28 protein-coding genes and 1 tRNA gene (1 of these 29 only partly in view) are annotated in these 25,341 nt (G+C 45.5%); 19 read left to right on the forward strand and 10 right to left on the reverse strand.

Going from position 1 to position 25,341, the window contains the following annotated elements; all coding sequences use genetic code 11:
* Positions 1 to 17 precede the first annotated feature (17 nt).
* From rsmG to hisB, 8 genes are all read right to left on the reverse strand, one after another.
* On the reverse strand, positions 18 to 722 hold the full coding sequence (rsmG, locus tag UWK_RS17570; protein WP_015405741.1) for a 16S rRNA (guanine(527)-N(7))-methyltransferase RsmG: 705 nt from the start codon (positions 720 to 722) through the stop codon (positions 18 to 20).
* The gene (hisD, locus tag UWK_RS17575; protein ID WP_015405742.1) at positions 723 to 2,033 is read right to left on the reverse strand and encodes a histidinol dehydrogenase; all 1,311 of its coding nucleotides are present in this window, start codon (positions 2,031 to 2,033) and stop codon (positions 723 to 725) included.
* An 18-nt stretch (positions 2,034 to 2,051) separates the two neighbouring features.
* Entirely contained in the window at positions 2,052 to 2,735 is a 684-nt protein-coding gene (ubiE, locus tag UWK_RS17580; protein WP_015405743.1) for a bifunctional demethylmenaquinone methyltransferase/2-methoxy-6-polyprenyl-1,4-benzoquinol methylase UbiE, read from the reverse strand.
* Positions 2,736 to 2,768: 33 nt separating this feature from the next.
* Positions 2,769 to 4,130 (reverse strand): asparagine--tRNA ligase, encoded by a 1,362-nt coding sequence (gene asnS, locus UWK_RS17585; RefSeq protein WP_015405744.1) that lies wholly within the window; start codon positions 4,128 to 4,130, stop codon positions 2,769 to 2,771.
* Positions 4,123 to 5,031, reverse strand: coding sequence for a damage-control phosphatase ARMT1 family protein (locus tag UWK_RS17590; RefSeq protein WP_015405745.1), 909 nt, complete (start codon positions 5,029 to 5,031; stop codon positions 4,123 to 4,125). The genes asnS and UWK_RS17590 overlap by 8 nt, the downstream gene beginning before the upstream one ends.
* Positions 5,028 to 5,741 carry a tRNA 2-thiocytidine(32) synthetase TtcA gene (locus UWK_RS17595; RefSeq protein ID WP_015405746.1) on the reverse strand — a complete coding sequence of 238 codons (714 nt, stop codon included), beginning with the start codon at positions 5,739 to 5,741 and terminating at the stop codon, positions 5,028 to 5,030. The genes UWK_RS17590 and UWK_RS17595 overlap by 4 nt, the downstream gene beginning before the upstream one ends.
* Before the next feature lie 352 nt (positions 5,742 to 6,093).
* Positions 6,094 to 6,732 carry a PQQ-binding-like beta-propeller repeat protein gene (locus tag UWK_RS17605; protein ID WP_153304929.1) on the reverse strand — a complete coding sequence of 213 codons (639 nt, stop codon included), beginning with the start codon at positions 6,730 to 6,732 and terminating at the stop codon, positions 6,094 to 6,096.
* A 99-nt stretch (positions 6,733 to 6,831) separates the two neighbouring features.
* Positions 6,832 to 7,431 carry an imidazoleglycerol-phosphate dehydratase HisB gene (hisB, locus tag UWK_RS17610; RefSeq protein ID WP_015405748.1) on the reverse strand — a complete coding sequence of 200 codons (600 nt, stop codon included), beginning with the start codon at positions 7,429 to 7,431 and terminating at the stop codon, positions 6,832 to 6,834.
* A gap of 201 nt (positions 7,432 to 7,632) precedes the next feature.
* Between hisB and UWK_RS17615 the strand changes: the two genes are divergently transcribed.
* The 5 genes from UWK_RS17615 (at position 7,633) to truA (ending at position 10,590) form a co-directional block, all read left to right on the forward strand.
* Positions 7,633 to 7,707: transfer RNA gene (locus tag UWK_RS17615), tRNA-Gly, on the forward strand.
* 79 nt (positions 7,708 to 7,786) lie between these two features.
* Positions 7,787 to 8,215, forward strand: a complete 429-nt coding sequence (gene rplM, locus UWK_RS17620) for a 50S ribosomal protein L13 (RefSeq protein ID WP_015405749.1) — start codon at positions 7,787 to 7,789, stop codon at positions 8,213 to 8,215.
* Positions 8,216 to 8,248: 33 nt separating this feature from the next.
* Positions 8,249 to 8,641 carry a 30S ribosomal protein S9 gene (rpsI, locus tag UWK_RS17625; protein WP_015405750.1) on the forward strand — a complete coding sequence of 131 codons (393 nt, stop codon included), beginning with the start codon at positions 8,249 to 8,251 and terminating at the stop codon, positions 8,639 to 8,641.
* 137 nt (positions 8,642 to 8,778) lie between these two features.
* On the forward strand, positions 8,779 to 9,819 hold the full coding sequence (argC, locus tag UWK_RS17630; RefSeq protein WP_015405751.1) for an N-acetyl-gamma-glutamyl-phosphate reductase: 1,041 nt from the start codon (positions 8,779 to 8,781) through the stop codon (positions 9,817 to 9,819).
* Between the two features lie 12 nt (positions 9,820 to 9,831).
* Entirely contained in the window at positions 9,832 to 10,590 is a 759-nt protein-coding gene (gene truA / locus UWK_RS17635) for a tRNA pseudouridine(38-40) synthase TruA (RefSeq protein ID WP_015405752.1), read from the forward strand.
* 123 nt (positions 10,591 to 10,713) lie between these two features.
* Here the strand turns inward: truA and UWK_RS17640 are convergent, their stop codons facing one another.
* Both UWK_RS17640 and UWK_RS17645 read right to left on the reverse strand, forming a co-directional pair.
* Positions 10,714 to 11,907 (reverse strand): amino acid aminotransferase, encoded by a 1,194-nt coding sequence (locus tag UWK_RS17640; RefSeq protein ID WP_015405753.1) that lies wholly within the window; start codon positions 11,905 to 11,907, stop codon positions 10,714 to 10,716.
* A gap of 187 nt (positions 11,908 to 12,094) precedes the next feature.
* Entirely contained in the window at positions 12,095 to 13,066 is a 972-nt protein-coding gene (locus tag UWK_RS17645) for a LysR substrate-binding domain-containing protein (protein WP_015405754.1), read from the reverse strand.
* Positions 13,067 to 13,339: 273 nt separating this feature from the next.
* On the opposite strand from UWK_RS17645, the gene UWK_RS17650 reads away from it, so the two are divergent.
* The 14 genes from UWK_RS17650 to UWK_RS17715 form a co-directional block, all read left to right on the forward strand.
* Complete coding sequence (locus UWK_RS17650) at positions 13,340 to 13,774, forward strand: NADH-quinone oxidoreductase subunit A (RefSeq protein ID WP_015405755.1); 435 nt, start codon at positions 13,340 to 13,342, stop codon at positions 13,772 to 13,774.
* Positions 13,744 to 14,271: an NADH-quinone oxidoreductase subunit B gene (locus UWK_RS17655; RefSeq protein WP_015405756.1), complete on the forward strand. Its 528-nt coding sequence runs from the start codon at positions 13,744 to 13,746 to the stop codon at positions 14,269 to 14,271. Before UWK_RS17650 ends, UWK_RS17655 begins: the two co-directional genes overlap by 31 nt.
* Before the next feature lie 14 nt (positions 14,272 to 14,285).
* Positions 14,286 to 14,822, forward strand: coding sequence for an NADH-quinone oxidoreductase subunit C (locus UWK_RS17660; protein WP_153304930.1), 537 nt, complete (start codon positions 14,286 to 14,288; stop codon positions 14,820 to 14,822).
* On the forward strand, positions 14,819 to 15,937 hold the full coding sequence (locus tag UWK_RS17665) for an NADH-quinone oxidoreductase subunit D (protein WP_015405758.1): 1,119 nt from the start codon (positions 14,819 to 14,821) through the stop codon (positions 15,935 to 15,937). Before UWK_RS17660 ends, UWK_RS17665 begins: the two co-directional genes overlap by 4 nt.
* A 12-nt stretch (positions 15,938 to 15,949) precedes the next feature.
* Positions 15,950 to 16,936 (forward strand): NADH-quinone oxidoreductase subunit NuoH, encoded by a 987-nt coding sequence (gene nuoH / locus UWK_RS17670; protein ID WP_015405759.1) that lies wholly within the window; start codon positions 15,950 to 15,952, stop codon positions 16,934 to 16,936.
* 1 nt (position 16,937) lies between these two features.
* On the forward strand, positions 16,938 to 17,408 hold the full coding sequence (locus tag UWK_RS17675) for a NuoI/complex I 23 kDa subunit family protein (RefSeq protein WP_015405760.1): 471 nt from the start codon (positions 16,938 to 16,940) through the stop codon (positions 17,406 to 17,408).
* Entirely contained in the window at positions 17,405 to 17,971 is a 567-nt protein-coding gene (locus tag UWK_RS17680; protein ID WP_015405761.1) for an NADH-quinone oxidoreductase subunit J family protein, read from the forward strand. Before UWK_RS17675 ends, UWK_RS17680 begins: the two co-directional genes overlap by 4 nt.
* Positions 17,972 to 18,298, forward strand: a complete 327-nt coding sequence (nuoK, locus tag UWK_RS17685; RefSeq protein WP_015405762.1) for an NADH-quinone oxidoreductase subunit NuoK — start codon at positions 17,972 to 17,974, stop codon at positions 18,296 to 18,298.
* 18 nt (positions 18,299 to 18,316) lie between these two features.
* Complete coding sequence (locus tag UWK_RS17690) at positions 18,317 to 19,813, forward strand: monovalent cation/H+ antiporter subunit D family protein (protein ID WP_015405763.1); 1,497 nt, start codon at positions 18,317 to 18,319, stop codon at positions 19,811 to 19,813.
* Positions 19,810 to 20,061: a hypothetical protein gene (locus tag UWK_RS17695; protein ID WP_015405764.1), complete on the forward strand. Its 252-nt coding sequence runs from the start codon at positions 19,810 to 19,812 to the stop codon at positions 20,059 to 20,061. Before UWK_RS17690 ends, UWK_RS17695 begins: the two co-directional genes overlap by 4 nt.
* On the forward strand, positions 20,051 to 21,838 hold the full coding sequence (locus UWK_RS17700) for a Na(+)/H(+) antiporter subunit D (protein ID WP_015405765.1): 1,788 nt from the start codon (positions 20,051 to 20,053) through the stop codon (positions 21,836 to 21,838). The genes UWK_RS17695 and UWK_RS17700 overlap by 11 nt, the downstream gene beginning before the upstream one ends.
* Positions 21,839 to 21,901: 63 nt before the next feature.
* Positions 21,902 to 23,428: a complex I subunit 4 family protein gene (locus UWK_RS17705; protein WP_015405766.1), complete on the forward strand. Its 1,527-nt coding sequence runs from the start codon at positions 21,902 to 21,904 to the stop codon at positions 23,426 to 23,428.
* Between the two features lie 37 nt (positions 23,429 to 23,465).
* Entirely contained in the window at positions 23,466 to 24,878 is a 1,413-nt protein-coding gene (locus UWK_RS17710) for an NADH-quinone oxidoreductase subunit N (RefSeq protein WP_015405767.1), read from the forward strand.
* A gap of 267 nt (positions 24,879 to 25,145) precedes the next feature.
* A protein-coding gene (locus UWK_RS17715) for a hypothetical protein (protein ID WP_015405768.1) crosses the window boundary here: on the forward strand, positions 25,146 to 25,341 show its 5' end (the start). 842 nt of this gene lie beyond the right edge of the window; only the first 196 of its 1,038 coding nucleotides appear in the window; the start codon lies at positions 25,146 to 25,148; its stop codon lies beyond the right edge, outside the window.

The raw sequence follows: 25,341 nt of genomic DNA on the forward strand, positions 1-25,341 counted from the left end.
TCCAGATATTCCACGTATCAAGTTCTGTCTTGAGAGTTCCCTTCAGTCGCAACGGGGACAAAAACCAGAAGATTTCGGCTTGCTTCGGAGTAGGGAAGAATATATTCAACCTGGGAATACAGTAAAAATCTGACGGGAAAGGCTGTCTCCTTCCAGACAGCCAGCTCTTCCTGCCATTTTGGCCCTTTCATGCAGATAACCTTCACTCCGGGTTGGATAAAGCGGCTACTCATATCCAGAAACATCTTTACTTCGGTTACAGCGCGACTGGTAATATACGTGTAGCCACCATCCGATGGTAATACGGATTCATTTTCAACCCGACAATTCAGAATAGAAAGCTCTGTTAGTTGCAGAGTTCTTGCTATATGAGAAAGGAAGGCAACTCGTTTTTGACGAGGCTCAACAAGGGTAAGCTGCAAATCGGGCCTGGCAGCCTTACAGACAAGTCCTGGAAAACCAGCCCCGGTACCAATATCAAGCAAATGCGCACTGTCCCCTTCAAGCAGAGGCAGAAGAGTGAGGGAATCGAGGAAATGTTTTTCAAGAATTTCCCTGTCCGTTGCCTTTTTGGCAATAAGATTAATTTTTCTACTCCAGTGCTTCAACTCTTTGAAATAGACAAAGAGCCTGCTCAAAGCATCCGCGTCAAGCTCCGGGAGACCAATGGCATAACATCCTTCACGCAAACCTTCGCTGAAATCAAAATCCTCTTTCACCATTTATCTGTCTTTGAGACGCTCGGTGACAGAGGCCGCATGAGCAGTCAAACCTTCCAGGTTGGCAAGGAGTCGAATATGATCTCCGTCTTCCCTAAGGGCCTCCTCCGAATAGCTGATAATGGAGCTCTTCTTGAGAAAGGTCTCGACACCGAGTGCTGAAGAAAATTTCGCCGTTCCCATGGTAGGCAGTACATGATTAGGGCCGGCAATATAATCTCCTGCTGCCTCGGGGGTGTGGTGCCCTAAAAAGATTGCCCCTGCGTGACGAATCCGTGGCAGAATCTTCCAGGGATCATCAACCATCAGCTCCAGGTGCTCAATGGCGATATCATTGGCAATGGCGATAGCCTCTTCCAGGTCTTCTGCAATAAGAATCACGCCGCGATCTGTAATTGATCTGGTGGCAATTTCTGCACGGCTGAGTCCTCCAAGCTGACGATCAAGCTCAGTAAGAACTTCCACTGCCAGTTGCTCTTCAGTGGTGACTACTATGGCAAGAGCCATGGGGTCATGCTCCGCCTGAGCCAGCATGTCGGCTGCAATATGGGCAGCTTTGGCACTTGCATCAGCCACAATCAGAACTTCAGATGGCCCGGCAATCATATCAATACGCAGCATCCCTGAAACCTGAGATTTGGCCTCAGTCACAAACTGGTTGCCTGGTCCGACAATAACATCAACCGCAGGGATCGTCTGGGTACCATGAGCTAGAGCTGCAATGCCCCATGCCGATCCTGCCTTGAATATATCTACAATGCCTATCTCCTGTGCCGCCACCAGCAGGTGAGGACTTATTTTACCCTCTTTATTTGGTGGGGTAAGCATTATCCGCTGGTTTACTCCGGCAATTCCAGCAGGGATACCATTCATAAGAACGGAAGAGACTAGAGGTGTCGAGCCCCCCTGACCACCGGGAACATAGAGTCCTGCAGCATCAACAGGGCGCACCATACGTCCGACAATGGTTCCGTTTTCACGGGTCTGCATCCAGGAATCTTCCATTTCCCTTTCATGAAAAATCTGAATTCGTTCAATGGCTTTCGTCAGAGTTGCAAGAAACGCATCGTCAACAAGATCGTAGGCCTCCTTCAGTTCTGCAGTTGAGACCTGTAATTTCTCCAACGTGAGATCCGGGGCATCAAATTTCCGTGTATATTCGAGAACCGCCTCGTCACCTCGGCTCTTCACCTGTGAAATGATGTCGGCAACAAGATCACGGCAGCTGTTATCTGCCGGCTGAAACCTGGACAGGAGAGACTGAAGACACTTCTCACCCTCGGGACTTTTGGTTGTTAATGGTTTTATCAACATAATAGTTTCGTATACTTTTTATTTTTTTCCCCAATGGATTCCAATGGTCCCCATCATAAACTTCTTATAATCCACACCTCTAAACCCAGCCGTCCTGAAAATATCGGCAAGCTCCTCTGCCTTATGAAAACCCATTGTCGATCCGGTGAGATAACTGTAAGCAGCCTCATCACTGGCAATAAAACGTCCAAGTAAGGGAATACCGAAACGAAAATAAAAGCGAATAAAAGGGTAGAGAATATTTTTCTCAGGTGGAGTGGTATCAAGGCAGACGACCCTTCCACCAGGTTTCAATACCCGGTATATTTCTTTTAACACAACAAGGCTGTCATCCACGTTTCTCAACAGATATCCAAAGGTCACAGATTCAAAGCTATTATCCCCATAGGGGAGATTGTTTGCATCACTGGCCTGCCAGTCAATGGCCTGACCGGAAAATCTTTTTTTGGCCTCACGCAACATATTGAGTGAAAAATCGGCACCAACATACTGCCCGCCAGGGTATTGTCTTTCCATAAGAGCCACAATATCCCCGGTTCCGGTGGCAAGATCAAGGGCCATTCCCGATCCGGGATCACCTGCTTTTTTCACCACAAAACGACGCCATCGCTGATCCTGCCCCATGGTCATAACCCGATTCATCAGATCATAATTTGGTGCAATATCATCAAACATCTTCTGTACACCAGGACCTTTACCCACGTCGTCTTCCTGTTATCATTAGTGATAGTTGTATTAGCATGGCGCAAACCCGGGCGTTCTCGGGAAAGGAATAGCCTCACGGATATTACTCATCCCGGTTACAAACTGAACAAGCCTCTCAAATCCAAGCCCAAATCCTGCATGAGGTACCGTACCATAACGCCTGAGATCAAGATACCAGTCATATTCCTTTATGTCGATACCAGCCTCGACCATTCGTCGGGTGAGAACATCAAGCCGTTCTTCGCGCTGGGATCCACCGACAAGTTCACCGATTCCAGGGACCAGAATGTCCATAGCAGCCACGGTTTTTCCATCATCACTAAGCCGCATATAAAATGGCTTGATACCTGCCGGATAGTCGGTCACAATAACCGGACACTTATACACTTTTTCAGTAAGATAGCGCTCATGTTCCGACTGCAGATCAATGCCCCATTGCACTGGAAAATCGAAAATGTCTTTCAAGCTGCTGAGTTTTTCAACAGCCGCGCTGTAAGTGATATGGACAAAATCCTTCTCCACCACATCCTGTAACTTCTGCAGCAGTCCCTTTTCAATAAATGAATTGAACAGGGCCAGATCCTCGGAACAGTTTTCCAATACGTCTCGCAACACATATTTGAGCAGATCCGTTGCCAGTTTCATATTACAGGCAAGATCACAGAAAGCCATCTCCGGCTCCAGCATCCAGAATTCCGCGAGGTGGCGACTGGTATTGGAATTTTCTGCTCTGAAAGTGGGCCCAAATGTATACACCTGGCCAAGAGCCAGAGCATACACCTCAGCCTGCAGCTGACCACTCACGGTGAGTCCTGCCTGAGAACCAAAAAATGGCTTATTATTCTTGTCTTTTTCACCCGTGGCATGAACCTGAAACATCTCACCCGCACCTTCACAATCACTTGTGGTGATCACAGGTGTGTGAACCTGAACAAACTCCCGTTCCTGAAAAAAGGTATTTATGGCAAAGGAGAGTCGGGAACGTACCCGGGTCACCGCACCAAGGGCGTTGGTTCGAGGCCTCAGGTGACTGATGGTTCTTAAGAATTCCAGTGAATGGCGCTTCTTCTGCAAAGGATAGGTATCCGGATCCGCCCAGCCCAGCACCTCAACGGACTCGGCATTCAGCTCCACATCCTGCCCCTTCGCTGGAGATTTCTGCAACAGCCCCGTTACAATAACGCTACAACCGGCACTGAGCCTAATTATCTCCCGATCATAATTCTCAAGTGTTTTATCTGCTATGACCTGGATGTTTGCCAGACTTGAGCCATCATTCACTTCAAGAAAGGAAAAGGAACCGGTATCACGCCGGGTCCGTATCCACCCCCGTACTGTTACCAGCTCATCGGTTATTCCTGCTCTAAGGATTGTTTTAATTCGTCTATCCATTCTTTTGATTTCCAATATAATGAAACAGCGCAAGTTCCCCAGATCCTGAGAGCTCATCTGGGGCAGTATTACTTATCTCGGCAAGATGGGCACCCACAACCGAGCACTTCACAGTAAGAAGAAAAAATATTTCGGCTTCTGCCTCGGAAAGGGTTTCAAAATTCCCCTGCCCCTTCGATATAATCAGATCAGCAGCTTTAAAGGCCTGCAGCAGTTCTGGGGAACAGCTTTCCAGGGGGGTTCCGGGACAACTCGTCCCGTTTTCAACAACACGGGCAATTTTGTCCATCCCGCAGGATTTCGCATCAGCAAGCAGGGCATCATTTATAATAGGGCCGCTCTTCACAACCACGGTCACATCAAGTCCCATGGCAGCAAGCTCACTGACCACCAGAGAATCATACACGATTTCACCAGAGTTATCAGCCAGATAAAGCACCCTAGAACCCCTTGCCAGCCCCCGTGCCCTGTTGAGGAATTGCTCACAATGATCGATGGCAAAGGGTGCTTTCAGGCAACGTGCCATGACCGCATCCACATCAAAACTGTGCATGGCACCATAATCGATAATATTACCACCGATTGCAAACCGCAAAGCGGTGGCCAGTGGGTCCGTGGCTGCACCAATCTGTCTTTCACACTCGGGTAAAAGAGCAAGTGCCTGCCGGTTAGATTGCTTTTTTATCTCAAGATAGGGATCGGCACAACCGGTTATTTCCGCAATGGTTCTGTACACGGGAATCGAATTTTCAGGAGGAGTCTGCTCCATATCCATCTGTGAAATAAGCTTGGCCACCTGCCGCAGGGCAGTTAACTGCAAAACCGTATCACTGGTGGAAACCCGCGCAACCTGTAAGGTTTGGCGCAGATAGCAGGCCATGCATTCAAAGGCAGTCTTCACAGCATATATCCTTCGCGTACATTTTTCATAGATGCAAACAGTGAGGCTTTGGCTCCCGGAATTCGAGCGTAGATACTCTCCAGCATATTCTGTATCTCCTCCCGCCTGGTATCTCCAGCAAGAGGACAAAAATTGCCGACGGCACACAGGCCAACATCCTCTGCTATCTTTACAACCTCCTGTTTTTCGATGTAGGCAAGAGGGCGGATCACAGCAAGCCTTCCCTCAAACAGATCCTGCCTGGGGACCATGGTGGAGATATTGCCACTATAAAACATATTCAAAAAAAGGGTTTCAAGTAAATCATCCCTATGATGACCGAAGGCAATCTTATTACATTTGAAACGACTGGCAAGATCAAAAAGCTGTTTACGTCGTAATTTCGAACAACTGAAACAGCTTCGCAACTCTCCAGCCAAAGGCAAGCTCTTTTCGACATGCAGCTCCAACCCTATCAATCGCATCTGTTGTGCAAGAGATAGCAGCGGACTTGGTTCTGCCATTTCTGGAGACCAGATATCCATATCAATATGTACGGCATGAAGTTCATAGCTGACGGGGGCCTTTTTCTGCCAGTATTGCAACAGCCACAATAATACCAGGCTGTCTATGCCACCGGAAACTGCAACCAGGACATGATCGCCATCATCCAACATGGAATAATCACACATGGCCTGACCAATCCGCTTATTTGTTTGTGCCGATAACATGTCTAGTAAAGGTACCTGTTAAAATCATACATGATCACCACCAATCCTCAGCCTAGCCGCCTGATGAGGAGTTTTTTCGTGTTGATTATATGGGCATCTGCGGCCTGGACGGCCGCAGCAGAGCCCCCAGGGATGGGCTTATGGCGTCCCATATAATCGACACGGAACAACTTCGGGTTACAAAGCTGAGTTTGGATGGTAATCAGGAAATTATATCATCCCGTAGGTATTTTCATGTACCAACAAACTCTTATCTGTTTCAGCATACAAAAGGAGAAACAAAAATGGCTGCAAAATCCAAGTAGTGGGATTTTGCAGCCAGTTTGGGTAAACAGGGAATGCGCTTACTTACCTACTCGCCAACAGCCTTCTGAAAATAGGGAAAATCTTCCAGACGACTCTTTAAGCCATCACGACTCAACTCTTGAACAGAGAGCCACCTGAAGCCACGTTTCTGAGCCTTATTAAAGGAAAAAATATCCTCAGACAAAGCCTTCTGGCTCTCATCAAAAGAAGCCACCCAGAGAACAGTTCCACTTTCAACAGCAATCAATTCCATGGAAAATGCTGCTGCAGCAGAAATTTCAGCAGACATCGTATTTCCCACACGCTCACGGTACTTACTGAGAGTGGTCTCAAGTACGGCACCACACCCGGTAGCCTGCCCTATATCACGCACCTGCTGCAGCACGCCTCCCCAGGGGTTGCCAAGAATCGCATCAAGCTGGTTCTCGGTAAGCAACCTGAACTCAGGACGCCCACCAAGCTCATCTGCCATAACTGAGTCAAGAAACGTGGAACCATCACGAATAGCCTCTATGGCTGCAGCAGTATGCATATCACCATAGGCAACTGGTATCGCGGTGGGTAGCACTGCGACGCAGCTGATCTCGGGCAAAGGACCAAGTTGTTTGGTTTCTTCATCGTAAAAAGAAGAACAGGCAGACAAGACAAAGGATACAAAACATACCAACAAGAACAGTTTTCTCACAGTATTCCCCATTATTAAACTCAAATAGTATAAAAAAAACAGATCAGACAGGACAACTCACCTTCTATCGCCTATCCTTCTGCTCCTGACCTTCTTCTTTTAGAGTACACCCTTGGAGGACAAACTTCCAGTGAGAGTATCCAGTTTTATGGTAGCCTGAGACATTGCTCGGGCAAGCGCCTTAAAAACAGCTTCTATTATATGATGACTGTTAGTGCCATGAATAAGATCAATGTGAAGGGTGACGCCAGCGTGCTGGGCAAATGCTCTCATAAACTCCTGAGCGAGGGCGGTATCGAAGGTTCCCAATTTTTGATCAGGAACGGGTGCATTGTAGTGAATGTAAGGACGGTTAGAAATATCCACAACAACCCGGACAAGTGTCTCATCCATAGGCAGATACGAACAGCCATAACGTGCGATACCACTTTTGTCTCCCAGAGCTTCAGAAAATGCCTGCCCTAAACAGATTCCGAGGTCTTCAACAGTATGATGGTCGTCAACATCGGTGTCCCCACTGGCATTGACAGTTAAATCAAAAAAGCCATGGACTCCTAGCAGAGTCAGCATATGATTGAGAAAAGGGACACCGCACTCGATTTCAGTTGTACCACTACCGTCAATGACAAGGCTCAGATCAATGTCAGTCTCTCTGGTCTTACGCTGAATTGATCCCTGTCTCTTTTTTTCCCCACCCATAGATGTCTCTCCTGAAAATAAAAAATAAATAATTATTTGAATTAAGATAATATTATAGCACACCTTCTACCTTGAAGACCATCTCTTTTTTTCATTATTCTCAGAACCTTTTTTACACCTTTTGACAAATACAATTCATTTTTCTATTGACAATGTGTAGTAATCAAGAGTAATTTGTGTCCCGTTTTGTCATATACATGAGCGGGAATAACTCAGTGGTAGAGTGTAACCTTGCCAAGGTTGAAGTCGCGAGTTCGAATCTCGTTTCCCGCTCCACTTATACAGTTCAAAAGGTTCGGCAATGGTCGAACCTTTTTTTATTATTCGTACCATCCCTAGAGGAAACTAGAAGAACATGAAAACCTATCTTACTCCGGTCAACGAGATCGAAAGAAAATGGCACCATGTAAATGCCGAAGGTAAAATCCTTGGCCGTCTGGCAACAGAAATCGCAGACCGACTGCGTGGCAAACATAAGCCTACCTTCTCCACCTTCATTGACAATGGGGATTTCGTAGTCGTTACCAATGCCGACAAGATACGTCTTACCGGTAGAAAATGGGACCAGAAAAAATATTATCATCACACCGGATATATTGGCAGCATGAAAGAGATCACCGCCAAGGAACTGGTAGTGAAGCATCCAACCGATCTGCTTATGAAAGCGGTAAAGGGAATGCTTCCCAAAAACAAACTTGGCCGCCAGCAACTGAAAAAGCTTAAATTATATACTGGTTCTGACCATCCTCACGCAGCACAGATGCCTGCCGATTTAGATATATAAAAAAGAATTCAGAATTTACGGAGATATTCAATCATGGCTCAAGATCGTTTTTACGCCACCGGCAAAAGAAAAAGTGCTATTGCAAAAGTATGGCTCACCCCTGGTACCGGAAAAATTTTAGTCAACAAAATGGCCCCCGAGGATTATTTTGGCGGGATATTTAAAATTCACAAAATTGACAAACCCTTCAAAGTTACTGATACTTTTGAGAGCTACGATGTTATGGCAACTCTTCTTGGCGGCGGAAAATCTGCCCAGGTAGACGCTCTGACTCATGGAATTTCCCGTGCACTTCTTGAAGTTAATTCTGAAAACAGAAGCACACTGAAGAAATCAGGCCTTCTTACCCGTGATCCTCGCATGAAAGAGCGTAAGAAATACGGTCAGAAAGGCGCTCGCGCCAAGTTTCAGTTCTCAAAACGTTAATTCGTTTTACTCTTTTCTGGTTTTTTCCTGTTACTTCGGGAAACAAAGCAGAAAGCATTTCGAGCCGTTTTTTTTGGAGGGAATAACAGATATCTGTTATTCCCTTTTTTTATTCATTTTTGTATTAGGAAAACCCCATGCTACGTGTTGCCATTATTGGAGCCTCCGGTTACACCGGAGTTGAACTTGCCCGCATTCTCTGCAACCATCCTGAATTCGAGCTAACTGCAGCGACGTCCCGACAATATGCAGGAAAGCCACTCTCTGAAGTGTTCCCCAATCTTCTTGGCAAAACTGATCTTATATGTGAAAACCTTTCCATAGATGAACTCTGCTCGCGTGCTGATCTTTTTTTTGCAGCAGTCCCTCACAAAACAGCCATGGACCTGGTTCCTCAACTCCTGGAGCAGGGAAAAAAGGTTGTCGACCTTTCCGCCGACTTTCGTTTGCGTAACGTAGCCACCTATGAAACATGGTACCAGGAGCACTCTTCTCCTGAATTTATTACAGAGGCCGCCTACGGCCTACCAGAACTTTACCGCGAGCAGATACAAAAAGCACGCCTGGTTGCAAACCCCGGATGCTACCCGACCTCCATTATTCTTGGTCTTGCCCCACTCCTGCAAAATGGCCTTATTGATACTTCATCCATCATTGCTGACTCCAAATCAGGAACAACAGGCGCTGGCCGTGCCGTCAGCCTAGGGACACTGTTTTGTGAAGTACATGATGGGTTTAAGGCATATAAGGTTGGTGGAACCCACCGGCATCTTCCGGAAATCGAGCAGGAGTTGAGCGCGCTGAGCAAAGGTGATATCACGATCTCTTTCACGCCACACCTCCTCCCCATCGCACGAGGAATATTAAGCACCGTCTACGCCGATCTCACGTCTGATATATCTGAAAATGATATTCGAAAACTGTATAGAACCATGTACGAAAATGAACCCTTTGTTCGTATTGTACCAGAGGGAACCTTCCCGGCAACACAACACGTACGGGGATCAAACTTTTGCGACATAGGATTTACAATCGATGAACGAACCAATAGGATAATTGTCATTTCCGCCATCGATAATATTGTAAAAGGTGCAGCAGGACAGGCAGTACATAATATGAATCTGATGTGCGGAATCGATGAAACCACCGGACTTCAAGGAGCGCCCTTCTTTCCGTAATCATTAAACATCATGCGCAATCTAAAAGTCACCATTGCCTTTGATGGCACTGATTTCAGTGGCTGGCAGAAGCAGTTAAATGCCCCCACGATTCAGGGAGAGCTTGAACGTGTTTTGGGAAGAATCACCAATGCTCCAGTAATTCTCCATGGAGCTGGCAGAACCGACGCGGGTGTTCACGCACTTGGAATGGTTGCCAGCTTTGAAACTCATTCTCAAATTTCTCTGGCTGCTCTCTTGAGAGGTGCTAATGCTATACTTCCTCTCTCTATTCGTATCATTAAAGCAGAAAGCGCTGTCCCCGATTTTCACGCCCGCTTTTCCGCGCTTTCCAAGACCTACCTGTATAGTATTGAAACCGGGCCAATCCAATCACCCATTACCCGTCTCTATGCAGTTCATATCCAACAGGACCTGGCAATAAACGCTATGCAGCAATGCTTACAAATACTCACAGGAACTCATGACTTTGCCAGCTTTGAAGCCTCCGGATCCAGAGACAAGACCTTAACCACAGGGCGTGGTAGCGTCCGTACTCTAAAGGAAGCCACGTTGAAGGAAATCAACAGCACTGAAATACAATTCGTGTTTACCGGAGATGGCTTTCTGCGTCATATGGTACGAAACATTGTGGGGACGCTGCTTGAAGTTGGGAAAGGAAGAAAAACTGTTGAAGAGTTCAAAATTATTCTTGAGGCCAAAGACCGCTCAGCAGCAGCTGCAACAGCTCCCGCACATGGCCTTTTCTTAAAAAAAGTGCATTATAGGTAATACAGGGTCGGGTTAAGAGTGTTTCAGGAGTAGCATATTCGCTCGATCCCCTCTGACCGCTATAGTTCTTTTCTATGCGGTTAGAGGAAACCGTGAGTGAAGATGTTGTACCTGTGGGAGCGCTCACTTCATCGCAGCAGCTACCGAAGCACAAACATAATCGATATTAGAGGTCGTGAGTCCGGCGAGATTAATCCTTCCCCCACCAACAACATAAATATTATTATTCTTTCGCAAACTACTCACAACATCATCGGACCAACCACTGAAAGAAAACATTCCGCGCTGCCTCTCAATAAAGGAGAAGTCTCCATCAACTCCCTGAGCAGCAAGACCGGCAACCAGCGATTTTCGCATAGTGACTATTCGATTACGCATCCCGGCAAGTTCTTCCAGCCACATCGTACGAAGCTCGGGAGTATCCAGTATTATGGTTGCAACCAAACCTCCGTGGGCAGGAGGATTAGAATAGTTGGTGCGAACTACTGTTTTTATATGGCTGAGCGCCACACTTGCCTCTGCAGCCGAAGGCGTTACCACGGTGATGGCACCCGTCCGTTCATTATATAATCCAAAATTCTTGGAAAACGAGCTGGCGACAAGAAAATCAATTCCAGCGGCGGCAAATTGCTCAACGGCAAAACGATCTTCATCAACTCCGTCGCCAAATCCCTGATAGGCAAAATCAAGAAAAGGGACCCATCCTTTTTGGCTCGCCAAAACAGCAAGCTGTTTCCATTGATCCTCATTCAAATCAACGCCACTGGGATTATGACAGCATGCATGAAGAACAACCACATCGGCAGCAGGAACGGTTTCAAGATCGTTCATCATTCTAGCAAAATCAAGTCCCTTAGTTTCACCATCATAATAGCTATAACGGGCAATTTCAAAACCTGCAGCCCCAAAAATACCATTATGATTAGCCCAGGTAGGAGAACTAACCCACACCTTGGCATCGGGGGTGAACTTGTGAAGAAGATCTGCTCCAACACGCAGAGCACCTGTTCCACCGGGTGCATGAACAGTTGCAGCTCGACCTGCGGAGATTACTTCACTGTCAGCACCAAAGATCAAACGCTGTACAGCAGCCGAATAAGCAGGGTCTCCTGAAATGGGAAGGTAGCTTTTACTGCTCTGCGTTTCAAGCAATACTTTTTCAGCCGCTTTGACACAGTGCAACACAGGAGTGTTTCCGGCTTCGTCTTTATATACTCCCACACCAAGATTTACTTTTTGCGGATTCTGATCTTTTTTAAACTCTTCGGTAAGTCCCAATATCGAATCGGGAGGTGCGGGATGTATGGATTTCCACATGACTGTCTTCCTCATATAGATGGATAAGTAAATGAATAATGAAAATATCTTTTGCTGATTTCTTTGATAACGCGTCCTATTGATTGTGCAAGCTATATTTTCATCTGCACAGCAACTCCTAAGAAAAACAGGGAACCAGTGCTATCGATAGGGGAACCTCTTGAAAACAGTCAGGACGCCGCTTGACTCATTTTTTCTGCACAGACTGTTTGGCTAGCAGTGACTGCAGTTTCCATGGTGAAGAAAGACATGCCCGCGACTTGGAGCAGGTTGACATAATATCACAAAAGTTGAGAAATTCGGCAAGACTGTCATTCATTTGCAAATTCTTCCGGGAGATCACATGCAACTTACGCCTCATATCAACACCATCAAATTGCAGGGTTTTTAACCAGCCATGCTCAACTTCACGACATACCGTAAGCGACGACAGGCAGGCCAGCCCCACCCCCGATTCCACAGCTTTCTTGATGGCCTCGGGGTGGCCCATCTCCAAGATCACATTAATTCGATCGAGATATTTTTTCATCTTTTCTCTAAAGATAGCTACTGTACCAGATCCCTCTTCACGCATAATCCACCGAGTATTGGTAAAGTCACTATTCACATCAAAAAGACTTTTATGTGCAAGTGGATCTGTGGGACCTGCAACAACCACAAGCTCATCCTCAAACCAGAGACGCTTAACAGTGTCAGGATTATTCACCTGCCCTTCCACAAAACCTACCTCTACCTTACCATCAAGAACCAGACTTTCGGCATATCGGGTATGATGAACAAGCATGTTTATATGCACCTGAGGATGCATCCGCTTAAAGGCACCGATCAAATAGGGAAGGATATAATCGCCAATGGTAGTTGAAGCCACCACATTGATCCTTCCGCTTAGGGTGTCGTTCTTTTCCGACATTATATTTTCAACGTTACCGACCTGGCACAGAATCTCCTTGGAGAGCGGCAGAAGGTAACGACCACGCTCATTCAGCAGGAGACTTCGACCATGGCGATCAAAAAGAGACCCACCCAGTTGATTCTCGAGCTCAGCAAGTGCCATACTTACTGCAGATTGAGTCACGAAAAGCTTTTTACTGGCCTTTGTTACCTGAGCGGTCTCGGCTACAGCAATAAATATTTCCAATTGTCTCAATGTGATAGACATTACAAGAACCTTTGTTCAAATTTTTTTATAATTCATATCGTTTTTTTTAATTAGGGATTTCTCACCATATCATTTATATACTTTTTCTCAATACTTTTCCTGTGACCTCTTAACAATATACGGAAAAACTAAACGAGCAGTGAATGAATAATCACTCAGTGGTCAAAATGAATGATCATTCACTTTTCAGTTGACAAGAAGCACTGATTTCATTAGTTAGCGTGTGTATATATCAGAAAGTCATCCGACTCATTCAACTTAAGGAGCCACTCGATGGAGCTTCAATTTTCTGATTTTCTCTACCGTGACAATATCTTATGGATCACGGCCTTCGCTCTGGGAGGCATGGCGTTCGCATTAGGCCCCATTGTCATTGTGTATCTCTTGATGCCTCGTGGTACTCGGCAATTCAATCGTAAGAACAGCCAGGCCATTGAGTGTGGAATGGAGCCAATTGGTGATTCATGGATTCGATACAGTTCCGTGTTTTTCCTTTACGCATTAATTTTTCTCGCATTTGATGTGGATGTTCTGTTTCTCTTTCCTGTAGCCCTGGCTTACAACAGTAAGGAACTGCTGGATATGGGAATTGTCTACCGGGATTTCGTTGAAGTTATTATTTTTGTTGGAATCTTATCACTCGCAATCGTATACGCATGGATTAAGGGAGTCTTCAAGTGGGAACGCAGAACGTACCTTCGCCGTTAGAACCGATACCCTCGTCAGTTGTTCAGTTTGCCGCTGCCGACAAACTTATTAATATTGGGCGGGTAAACTCATTCTGGCCCCTCACCTTCGGTATTGCCTGCTGTGCTATTGAAATGATGGCCACAGGTTGTGCCAGATTTGACATGTCACGCTTTGGGGCTGAAGTATTTCGCCCATCTCCAAGGCAGTCTGATGTAATGATCGTTGCAGGCACTATTACCAAAAAGATGATGCCTGGCATTAAGGTCCTATACGACCAGATGCCTGAGCCAAAATGGGTAATCGCACTGGGTAACTGCGCGATTTCAGGTGGACCTTTCGTCTTTGACGGCCAGTACTCAATCGTACTTGGAGCTGATACTTTTCTTCCAGTTGATATTTACATTCCAGGTTGCCCACCACGACCTGAAGCTCTGCTTGAAGGAATCTTGCAATTGGAAAACAAGGTTTCAGGATGGAATCGCTGGAAAGATCCTGAGAAAGTTGAGAAGGCTTGATGGGGAATAAGATAATGATAAAAGACACAGTAAAGCAGGCATTGCGTGACCTTTTCCCAGAGCCGGATCCGGTTGTTGAAGCACCCGCTGTCGAAGCAGCCGAAGGCGAAGAAGAAAAGAAACCGGCCAAGAAGAAAGAAGGCCCTCGAGTAAATGGTGTTATCGAACGTAACCATGCAGAACATGGCTATGATATTGATGTGCAGTGTAATCCGGGTGAACTGCTTGCCGTTGTAATGATTCTTGACAAGGCGGGCTTCTTTCTTGAGAGTATCACTGGAGTAGATTGGATCAAGGAAAATCAGCTGGAATCTGTGTATGATTTTTCACGCTATGACTTTGATACCTGTCGTGTGGTAATACGCACCCGCACTTCGCGTTCCGAACCCAAAATTCCTACTATCTCTAAGATTTACCCTGGGGCTGGCTGGCATGAACGTGAAACCCATGATTTTTTTGGCATCAAATTTGACGGGCATCCACATCTCGTACCTCTGCTGCTTCCTGAAGACGCAGATTTCCATCCCCTCTTAAAGGATTTCAAACCATGAGTGGACCAATTCATATCCGACCAGACGAAACCTTTACCCTGAACGTCGGGCCGCAGCATCCTGCCACCCATGGCGTTCTTCGAGTAAAGATGGAAATGGATGGTGAATATATTGTCAAGGCTGAAACTGTTCTTGGCTATATTCATCGTATGCATGAACTTATGGGTGAAAACAGAACCTATCCTCAGGTTCTGCCAAACCTCAGTCGACTTGATTACCTTGGTGCTCTTGGCTACACCCACGGTCATGTGCTCGCCGTTGAACGTGCAGCTGGCATTGAGGTTCCGGAGCGGGCTGAATATATCAGGGCAATCACTGTAGAGCTAAACAGAATTGCATCTCACCTCTTCTGGTTCGGTGCCTTTGTCATGGATCTTGGAGGTTTTACTCCACTGATGTACGCCATCGAAGATCGTGAATATATCCTTGATATGCTTGAAGCCGTTACCGGTTCCCGTCTCACGTACTGTTACTATCGCTTTGGTGGACTCTACAATGATGTGGATGACGATTTTATTGCAGCTGCGAAGGCGTTTATTCCACGCATGCGTAAATCACTGAAGAAATATGATGCGCTGGTAACCGGCAACATCATCTTCAGAAAACGCCTTGAAGATATCGGGCCGATATCTGCTGAAATGTGTCGTAAATACGGAGCCACAGGCCCTGTTGCACGCGGCGCAGGAATTGACTTTGACGTTCGCAAAAATGAACCCTACTCAGTGTATCCCGAATTTGACTTTGATGTTCCTGTTTATCATGAGTGTGATTCTCTTGCCCGTTACAAGGTACGCATGGATGAAATGGAACAGTCACTGCGTATCGTTGAGCAGGGTCTTGAAAAATTACCTGACGGACCAATCATGCCAAAGAAGGCACCAAAACTGATTAAACCTCCAGCTGGAGATTACTATCAGGCCGTGGAAACTGCACGTGGCAGTTTTGGTATCAGAATCGTAAGTGACGGCACCAAGAATGCCTATCGGTTCAAACTTCGCTCTCCAACATATTCTAACATGTCTCTCTTCGATGAAGCATGTGAGGGCATGATGATAATGGATGCGCTCGCCATGATGGGAAGCTTGGACTTAGTTATACCTGAGATTGACAGGTAAGGGGGAAGCCATATGAGTTTAACAATTTTAAATGCTCTGGTTGCTGTTGTTGCTGCCATTGCCTTCGCTGCACTGAATGCTGCTTACCTGGTCTGGGCAGAGCGTCGGGGAGCTGGTCGCATTCAACGCCGTCCTGGACCAAACGTTAACGGCCCCCTAGGTCTCTTACAGCCCCCAGCAGACGGTATCAAGCTGATGACCAAACAGCTCATGATCCCTGGTGGTGCGGACAAGGCTTTGTTCATGGTGGCTCCTGTTCTGGCTATGGCTCCTGCTATCACAAGTTTTGTTACCGTACCGTTTAGTGATACCATTGTTGCCCACTCCATGAATATAGGAGTGTTGATGATTTTTGCCTTTGCTTCACTTGGCGGTATGGCCATTCTTCTTGCAGGCTGGGGGTCACGAAATAAGTATGGAGTTATGGCATCTGTTCGTGCAGTTTCGCAGAATATTTCCTACGAAGTCCCCATGCTCATTACGGTCATTACCATCGTTATGATGTCAGGTACCATGAATCTCAAAGAACTCGTTGGTGCTCAGGCTGGTGGTATATGGAACTGGAACATTGTCCCTTCGCTCTCAAGTCCATTAATGCCTGTCTCCTTCCTTATTTTCTTTATCTGCTCCCTTGCTGAAACAAACCGTGCCCCATTTGATCTTGGTGAGGCGGAAAGTGAGTTGGTGGCTGGATTTCATACAGAATATGGAAGTATGGGATTTGGACTCTTCTTTATGGGTGAATATGCAAATATTGTTATTGGTGCCTCTCTGATCACCATTCTCTTTCTCGGTGGCTGGGATTGTCCCTTAGGGCTTTTTCCTGGTGTCTGGTGGTTCCTGCTTAAAATTTATCTTCTTATTTTCTCCTTTATCTGGATTCGATGGACATTTCCTCGGACAACAATATATGGACTGCTCAACCTGAGCTGGAAAATATTGATTCCAATCTCACTGTTTAACCTGCTGCTTACAGCAGGATTACTGAAGGTATTTTAATATGGGTGCCTATTTTAGCGAAATATTCCTTGGACTAAAGTCCCTTTTCATAGGGCTTGGTATAACGTTCAAGGAATTCTTCAAGCCTGTGGTTACTGTTGCCTACCCGTACCAAACCATCAAGATGAGCGAACGTTACCGCGGTCATATTGAACTGATTGAGGACGAGGAAGGAAATCCTAAATGCGTCGTCTGCGGAATGTGCGAGCGCGGATGTCCTTCTGGATGTATCAGTCTTGCTTCAGAGTCTGTTGAGTATGAGGTAGAGGTTAAAGGCGAAATGAAGACCAAAAAGAAGAAAGTACTCACAAAGTACGATCTCAACTTCACGACCTGCTCTCTCTGCGGACAGTGTGTCGAGTCTTGCAACTTTGGCGCAATTAAATTTTCTAAAGAATACAATCTTGCTTCAAGCCGGAAGGAAGATTTTCATTTCGACCTTCTTAATAGATTGAAGGAGAGAAACTCATGAACCCAACTGATACCTCAGGTGTTCTCGGTTTTTTCATGGCCGAAGGACTAGCAGGATATGCCGATGCGGCCTCCGGAATTGTCTTTCTGGTAATGCTTGCTGCCATCGTCATCGGCGGAATCATAGCCTGCAATTCAGAGAGGCTAGTCCGTGCCGTGGCTGGACTAGCACTCTGCTTTATCGGAGTTGCCGGTATTTACTACTTTCTCAATTCACCATTTGTATCCATGATGCAGATCCTTATCTATGTAGGAGCTGTTTGCATAACCATTGCCTTTGCCATCATGCTTGCATCGCCTGAAGAAAACAAGAAACAGGGGCCTGCAGGTCCCTTAAGTGGCCCCCTTGGTCTGATTACAGCCGGTTTGGTCACATTTGGAATGATTGGCCTCGCAGTGAACACATCGTTTACAGTTCTTCCTAAGGAGAACATGGGAAGTATACAGCGAATAGGTTCTGAACTTCTCACCAGCTATTCCATGGTCTTTGAACTGGTTTCCATAGTCCTGCTCATTGCAATCATCGGTTCGCTTGTCATTGCACGTCACGGAAGGAGCAAATAAATGTCGATTCTTAACCTCCACAACAGTCTCAATACTTACCTCATCCTTGCCGCGGTTCTCTTTGGTATGGGTATTTATGGACTCGTTACTCGAAGAACCCTTGTTGGAATGTTGATTGCCTCGGAGTTGGTCCTTGCTGCCTCATCCATCAACTTCATGGCATTTAACAGATTCACTGCCCCTGACCCGACTGTGGGCCAGATTTTCACCCTGTTCATTATGGCTATTGCTGCGGCTGAGGCTGCCATTGGCCTCAGTATCACAATTGCAGTATATCGAAATTACAAATCAGTCGACACCGAAGATCTGGTCGACCTTAACGGTTAGGAAAGAGGAACCTCTGTCATGGAAATACAAACGGTCAGTTCCGTAAAACTTCTCCTCGCACTTCTTGTTCCCCTGTTTGGCACTCTCGGTGTCATGTTTATGGGAAAGAACGAGAATATACGTGAGGGTGTCTCATCAGCGGCATCGATTATCCTTCTATTGATTGTGGCCTCGATGATCCCTGATGTTCTCGATGGCAAAATCCTTGAATATCACATATTCTCAGTCCTGCCAGGGCTTACGGTAAAACTTCGGGCAGATGGGATGTCAATGATCTTCGCAATCGTTGCCTCATCCCTTTGGACCATTGCTGTCTATTATTCGCTAGGCTATATGCGGGCTCATCAGGAACATGCCCAGACACGTTTTAATGCCTGCTTTGCTCTCGCCATTTTCGGCGCAATTGGTGTAGCATTCTCCGACAACCTCTTTACCATGTATCTTTTCTACGAGGTTGTTTCAGTCTGCACCTATCCTCTGGTTGCTCACGCACAGGATAAAGACGGTTACGCCGGTGCCCAGAAGTATATCGTTTATCTGACCACCACAGCTAAGCTTTTCCTGTTACCAGCTCTTATCCTTATTTATGTTCTCACAGGAACTCTTGATTTTCCAACCAACATATCAGATGGTCTCTTCACCGAAGGCCTCTCTTCTGGCAATATCCAGAACTGGGTAGTGATCATGCTATACATCTTCTGCATCTTTGGTTTTGCCAAGAACGGTGTTATGCCTTTTCATCACTGGCTGCCAGGTGCCATGGTTGCTCCGACTCCTGTCTCTGCACTTCTTCATGCAGTTGCAGTTGTTAAGGTTGGTGTCTTCTGTACAACCCGGACTATGCTCTATGTCTTTGGCACTGACACCATGCATGCATTGAACCTTGGAATACCAACTGCATACTTTGTTGGATTTACCGTACTTGCCGCATCTGTTCTGGCACTTTCAAAGGACAACCTTAAAGAACGGCTCGCTTATTCGACTATTTCTCAGCTTTCTTACATTATCCTAGGTGTTGCATTGCTTACTCCATCGGGGATTGATGGTGGTCTGATTCATATCGTAAACCATGCATTTTCCAAGATCACCCTCTTTTTCTGTGCTGGAGCAATCATGATTGCAGCTCATAAAAAGGATCTTTCAGAAATGGGTGGGCTTGGCAAGACCATGCCGATTACCTTTGCCTGCTTCTTTGTAGCTTCACTCTCAATGATTGGTGCTCCACCAGTTGCAGGATTTGTTACAAAATGGAATCTGCTGGTCGGCTCCATAGAAGCAAATCAGATTGGAATTCTCTTTATCCTGATTGCTTCAACCATGCTAAACGTCGGGTATTTTGCCCCGGTCACCTACAAGGCGTTTTTTGGAAAACGTCCTGCGGGTGAAACATATCAAGGCATCAAGGAGGCACCGCTATCCATGCTGATCCCTATTGTGATTGCATGTACGATATCTGTGCTGATTGGTATCTTTCCTAACTTTATGATGCAATTTGTAAGGGCGGTGACAGGATGATTGTAAATATGATCGACTACCTTCGAGATCGGTTACAGGCCGTGATTTACTGCTGCTATGGGGTAATGGCCTTCATAGTAATCTGGAGTATGTCCGTGGACACAAGCCACGCCCATACCTGGGCGGAAAAAATGATACCAGGATTCTGGTCACTTTTTGGACTTTGCAGTTGCGCCATCGTCATTATGGTTGCCAGATGGTATGGCAAAAGCGGGATCCAGGCCCGGGAGGATTATTATGACAATTAGTTTTATACACCCGGCACTCATCATGATAGTTGGTGCCTGTCTCCTGCCACTGGTGAGAGGACCATTTCGTAAACCATATATGTTTCTGGTTCCCCTGCTGACATTTATTGATGTTATTTACCTGAGTCAGAATGCAGGAACGTATGGTGTTTTCCAGTTTATGAACTGGGAACTCACCTTTGGCCGCGTTGATCGATTGTCCATGATCTTTGGATTTATCATGGCACTGATGGCCATTATAGGCACCATTTACGGCATGCACGTTGAAGACGAATGGCAGCATATTGCTGCCTGGTTCTATGTTGCAGGATCGCTTGGGGCCATTTATGCAGCTGATTACATAACTCTTTTCCTCTTCTGGGAAATGATGGCTTTTGCTTCAACCTTTTTAATCTGGGCTAGAAAAGATGAAGAGGCACTTGCAGCCGGATATCGTTATATTCTTGTCCATACCTTTGGTGGAGTTGTTCTCCTTCTTGGATTTGTTCTTAGATACCAGGCAACCGGAGATCTCAGTTTTGACCAGTTAAATGTCGCTTCACCAGAACTGTACACCTGGTTGATAATGGCTGGTCTCATGCTTAATGCTGCAGTTCCACCACTGCATTCATGGCTACCTGATGCCTACTCTAAGGCAACAGCAATCGGTGCAGTCTTTATGTGCGCCTTCACTACCAAGACTGCTGTTTACACTCTTATCCGCAGCTGTTCCGGGTTTGAGGTACTCATTTACCTTGGAATCATCATGGCCATCTACGGTATTATCTATGCTGTGATGGAAAATGATGTCCGCAAACTTCTCGGTTGGGAAATCGTATCACAGGTTGGATATATGGTTGCCGGTGTAGGGATTGGAACCAGCCTTGCCATCAATGGAGCCTGCGCTCACGCTTTTGCTCATATCCTCTACAAAGGATTGCTCTTTATGGCAGCGGGTGCCATTTTAACCACAACAGGAAGACAAAAGCTTACCCAGTTAGGTGGCCTATACAAGAAAATGCCCGCCACAATGGTCTTCATGCTCATCGGTGGACTGGCTGTTTCTGGACTGCCGTTTATGTCAGGCTTTATTTCCAAGTCCATGATCATCGCTGCTGCGTTTGAATCTCACATTCTTTGGGCTGGATTTGCTTTGACCCTTGTTTCAGCCGGGACATTCCTTGCAGCAGGTCTAAGACTTCCTTACCTGGTATTCTTTGGTGAGAATAACTGTTCTGAAGAGACCTGGGAGAAGGCACAGGATCCAAGCTGGAATATGCAGCTTGCCATGGCCATTGGTGGATTCCTCTGTATCTTTCTTGGCTGCTACACACCCTTTTTGTACAATATGCTGCCAAATACCGAAGTTGTTTTTCATCCCTACAACGCATACCATCTCAGCGAAACCCTGCAGATCATGGCATTCACCGGTTTTGGATTCTTCATGCTTCGTAAGTATGTAATGCCAAGGAATACAATTAGCCTTGATATGGACTGGTTCTATCGTATGGGTGGTCGTGCATTCCTCTGGACTGTTATTAATCCTCTTCAGTGGTTTGATAATGCTATCGGTAAATTTTACAAAGCCGTTGGAATCAATTGCCTTATGGTAACATCTGCATTCTGGTCCTGGTTTGACTGGAATGGCATTGATGGTGTTGTTGATGGAACTGCTCGTTGTGTTCGAGCCATTGGCCGCAGAGTGACCATTGTTCTGCAACGTGGCGAAATCCAGCAGACAATTTATTACACAGTATCCTTTGCAGCCGTTCTTCTGGTAGCCTACGTTTGGCTATAACGATTTGAACATACTTTTAAATTAGTAATAAACAAATAAACTGATATCGAGGAACACTGGAAAATGGATCAACTACTAATCAATCCAGATTATCCACACATACTGAGTACGCTTATCTTCCTGCCTCTTGCAGGAGCTATATTGCTGCTCTTTGTTCGGAATGAATTTTTTGCACGGTACTGGGCGCTCGGAATTACCACGCTCACAGCCCTCCTTTCCATTCCCTTGATCAAAGCCTTTGACATGACCACCAGCAAATATCAATTTGTTGAACAGGTAAGCTGGATTAAATCTCTAAACATACAATATGTTATTGGAATTGATGGAATATCAATCCTCCTTGTCATGTTGACCACTCTTATCATGCCGCTCTGTGTGCTCGCCTCATGGAGCTATATAAAAACCAGAGTGCAGGCCTTTATGGTATGTCTCCTTATCATGGAATGTGCCATGCTTGGAGTCTTCATGGCCCTTGACTTTGTTCTCTTTTATATACTCTGGGAGGCTATGCTTATCCCCATGTATATGCTCATTGCAATCTGGGGTGGCCCACGAAAGATCTATGCATCGGTTAAGTTCTTTCTCTATACCCTTGCCGGTTCTGTCATGCTGCTTGTTGCAATTATCTGGCTATACATCAATAACGGATATAGCTTTTTCATCCCGGATATGATGTGGCAGAATTATTCAAGTACTGCTCAGATCTTCTTATTCCTGGCATTTTTCCTGGCATTTGCGATCAAGGTACCCATGTTTCCCTTTCACACATGGTTACCCGCTGCACATGTTGAAGCACCAACAGCAGGTTCCGTAATACTTGCTTCAGTTCTCCTCAAAATGGGAACATATGGTTTTCTTCGCTTTGCAATCCCAATCACTCCTGAAGCTACGATGACACTTGCTCCAGCGATCCTGTGGCTCTCGATAGCAGGTATTATTTATGGTGGTTTTACCGCCCTCGCTCAAAGTGATATGAAAAAACTGATAGCTTACTCATCGGTTGGTCATATGGGATTTGTAACACTTGGTATTTTCGTTCTAAACACCTCAGGTGTTGAAGGTGCCATTCTTCAAATGATTAACCATGGTATCACAACAGGCGCACTCTTTCTCTGTATTGGAATGATCTATGAACGTACCCATTCAAGAGAACTTCGTGATGCAACTGGTGTTGGTAAGCACATGCCGATTTATGTAACATTCCTTACTTTCTTCTCTCTGTCTTCATTTGGATTTCCTGCAACAAACAGTTTTGTCGGTGAATTTCTGATTCTTGCCGGAACATTCGAGCAATCCATCTGGCTGGCTCTCGCTGCTATCCCCGGTGCTGTACTTGCTGCTGCTTATATGCTTCGTATGCTGCAGAAGATTGTATGGGGTGGAACCGACAATCCCGATCAGTCATGGATTAAAGATCTTAATATTCGCGAGATCGTGACCCTTGCCCCCTTCCTCTTCTTTGTTTTCTGGATTGGACTCGGTGCTCAACCATTTATCGATCTTATTCATGTAAGTGTTGACAATTTACTGAACAACTATCACGGCTTTCATAGCCAGATAGCTGTGGTAACAGACTTAATTGTACAGTAACAGCGTTCTTTATTAACGTTTCGCAAAAGGTATAAAAATGCAATTTCTCCCTGAGTTAACACTGTTGGGTGCAGGCCTTATCATCTTTATAGTAAGCCTCGGCAAAGCCACTGGTGATACTACTAGAAATATTGCCATTGGACTCGGTGCTGCCATTTTTGGAGCCACTCTTCTCAGTTCCTGCCAAACTGGCAAACTCTTTTTTGATACCTATCAGGTTGATCTGTTCTCACAGGTCTTTAAAGCTCTTATCGCTGGGGCAATGCTGATAGTTCTCCTGTTTGGCAACAAACTCAAAGCGATACCTCAAAAAGTACATCCTGAATACTATCTCTTCATGTTTATGAGTGTTCTGGGTCTTATGATGCTTGTATCAAGTGTTGAGTTACTTGCCATCTTCGTTTCTTTAGAGCTCTCTTCATTTGCCGTATATATCATGGTCCCCATGCGTGACGATGAAGGTAAGTTCAGATTCCAGATGGAAGCTGGTATTAAATATCTTCTCTTTGGTGTAACAGCCACTGGCTTTATGCTTTTTGGTATGAGCTATATGTATGGGTTGACCGGCTCCACTGAGCTGTCAGTTGTCATTACAAAGCTATCTACTATGTGGAATAACCCTGCAGCAGTCATTGCCATGATGATGGTTCTTGCAGGCTTCTTTTATAAACTTGCAATTTTCCCGTTTCACTTTTGGGTACCAGATGTCTATGAAGGTGCATCGAACGAAACCACAGCGTTTATTGCATCTGTTCCAAAACTAGCTGCAGTTGCCCTGCTTATCCGCCTTGTGAGCCTTATCAGTGGTGAAGGTCAGGCGATTTTAAACATCCTCATGATATGTGCCGTCGTATCAATGTTCTATGGAAACCTTTCTGCCCTCGTTCAAAAGGATATAAAACGAATGTTAGGGTTTTCAGGTATCGCGCATGCCGGATTCGTCCTTCTTGGTATTCTCACTTTCCAGATCACTGGATTTGCCAATGCCATGTACTACATCATTGGGTATGTGCTTATGAACCTGGCATGTTTCCTCGTTATCTGCACAGTTTCTAAAAATGGCGAAAACGTCATGATTGAAGACCTTTCAGGACTCCATAAACGCTCTCCAATTATGGCCTTCACCTTGGCGGTTGGGCTTTTTGCCCTTGCCGGAATCCCTCCATTCGTTGGGTTCATGGGTAAATTCATGTTACTTGCAGGTGCCTTAAAAGAAGGGTATATGCTGATTGTTATCCTTGCCGCCATCAATACAGCTATTGCCATTTATTACTACTTATCCGTTATCCGTGTCACATACACTGCAGACCCTGAAGAACGATCAATTGTCACTCCATCAATGTTGACTAACGCAACATCCGTCTTCCTTCTGACGATAATTGTAATCATGGGTGTCTTACCACAACGTTTTGTTGACTATGCATCAACTGTAGTGCAGACAATAATGTAACTTGCTTTTTTAGGATCAATTTTTCAAAAAGCCCTGTGGAAACTCACAGGGCTTTTTTAGTTTCAGTAGTCTTGAAAGAGTAAAAGGCAACGTTCTTGTTTTTTATTTATCTGTTTTTTGAAAATCGTGTATAACTTTAGTATTGATTCATTTTAACAATGGAACAAAACTTCTTCAGGTTTCATTGCGTTATCGTTTAATTGCCTTACTATGTTTGGAGAAGAATCTTTTTTTCACTCTATTTAGTCATTTTCGGAGGAAGTATTCATGAAGAATCAGGAGTTGCGATCATCCTTAATCAAGTCAGGTATTTTGCTGATAGTCTGCATTTTCTTTATATATTCATTTGCAGCTAGTAATTCCGGCGGTATAACTGGCACCATCAGTTCCCTTTTCTCCGGTATTTTATTTATTATTGGCTTAACTCTTGCGCTTGCGGTGAGTGTACTTGTACTGTTTGGAA

The organism is Desulfocapsa sulfexigens DSM 10523 (assembly GCF_000341395.1).
Taxonomy (GTDB): domain Bacteria; phylum Desulfobacterota; class Desulfobulbia; order Desulfobulbales; family Desulfocapsaceae; genus Desulfocapsa; species Desulfocapsa sulfexigens.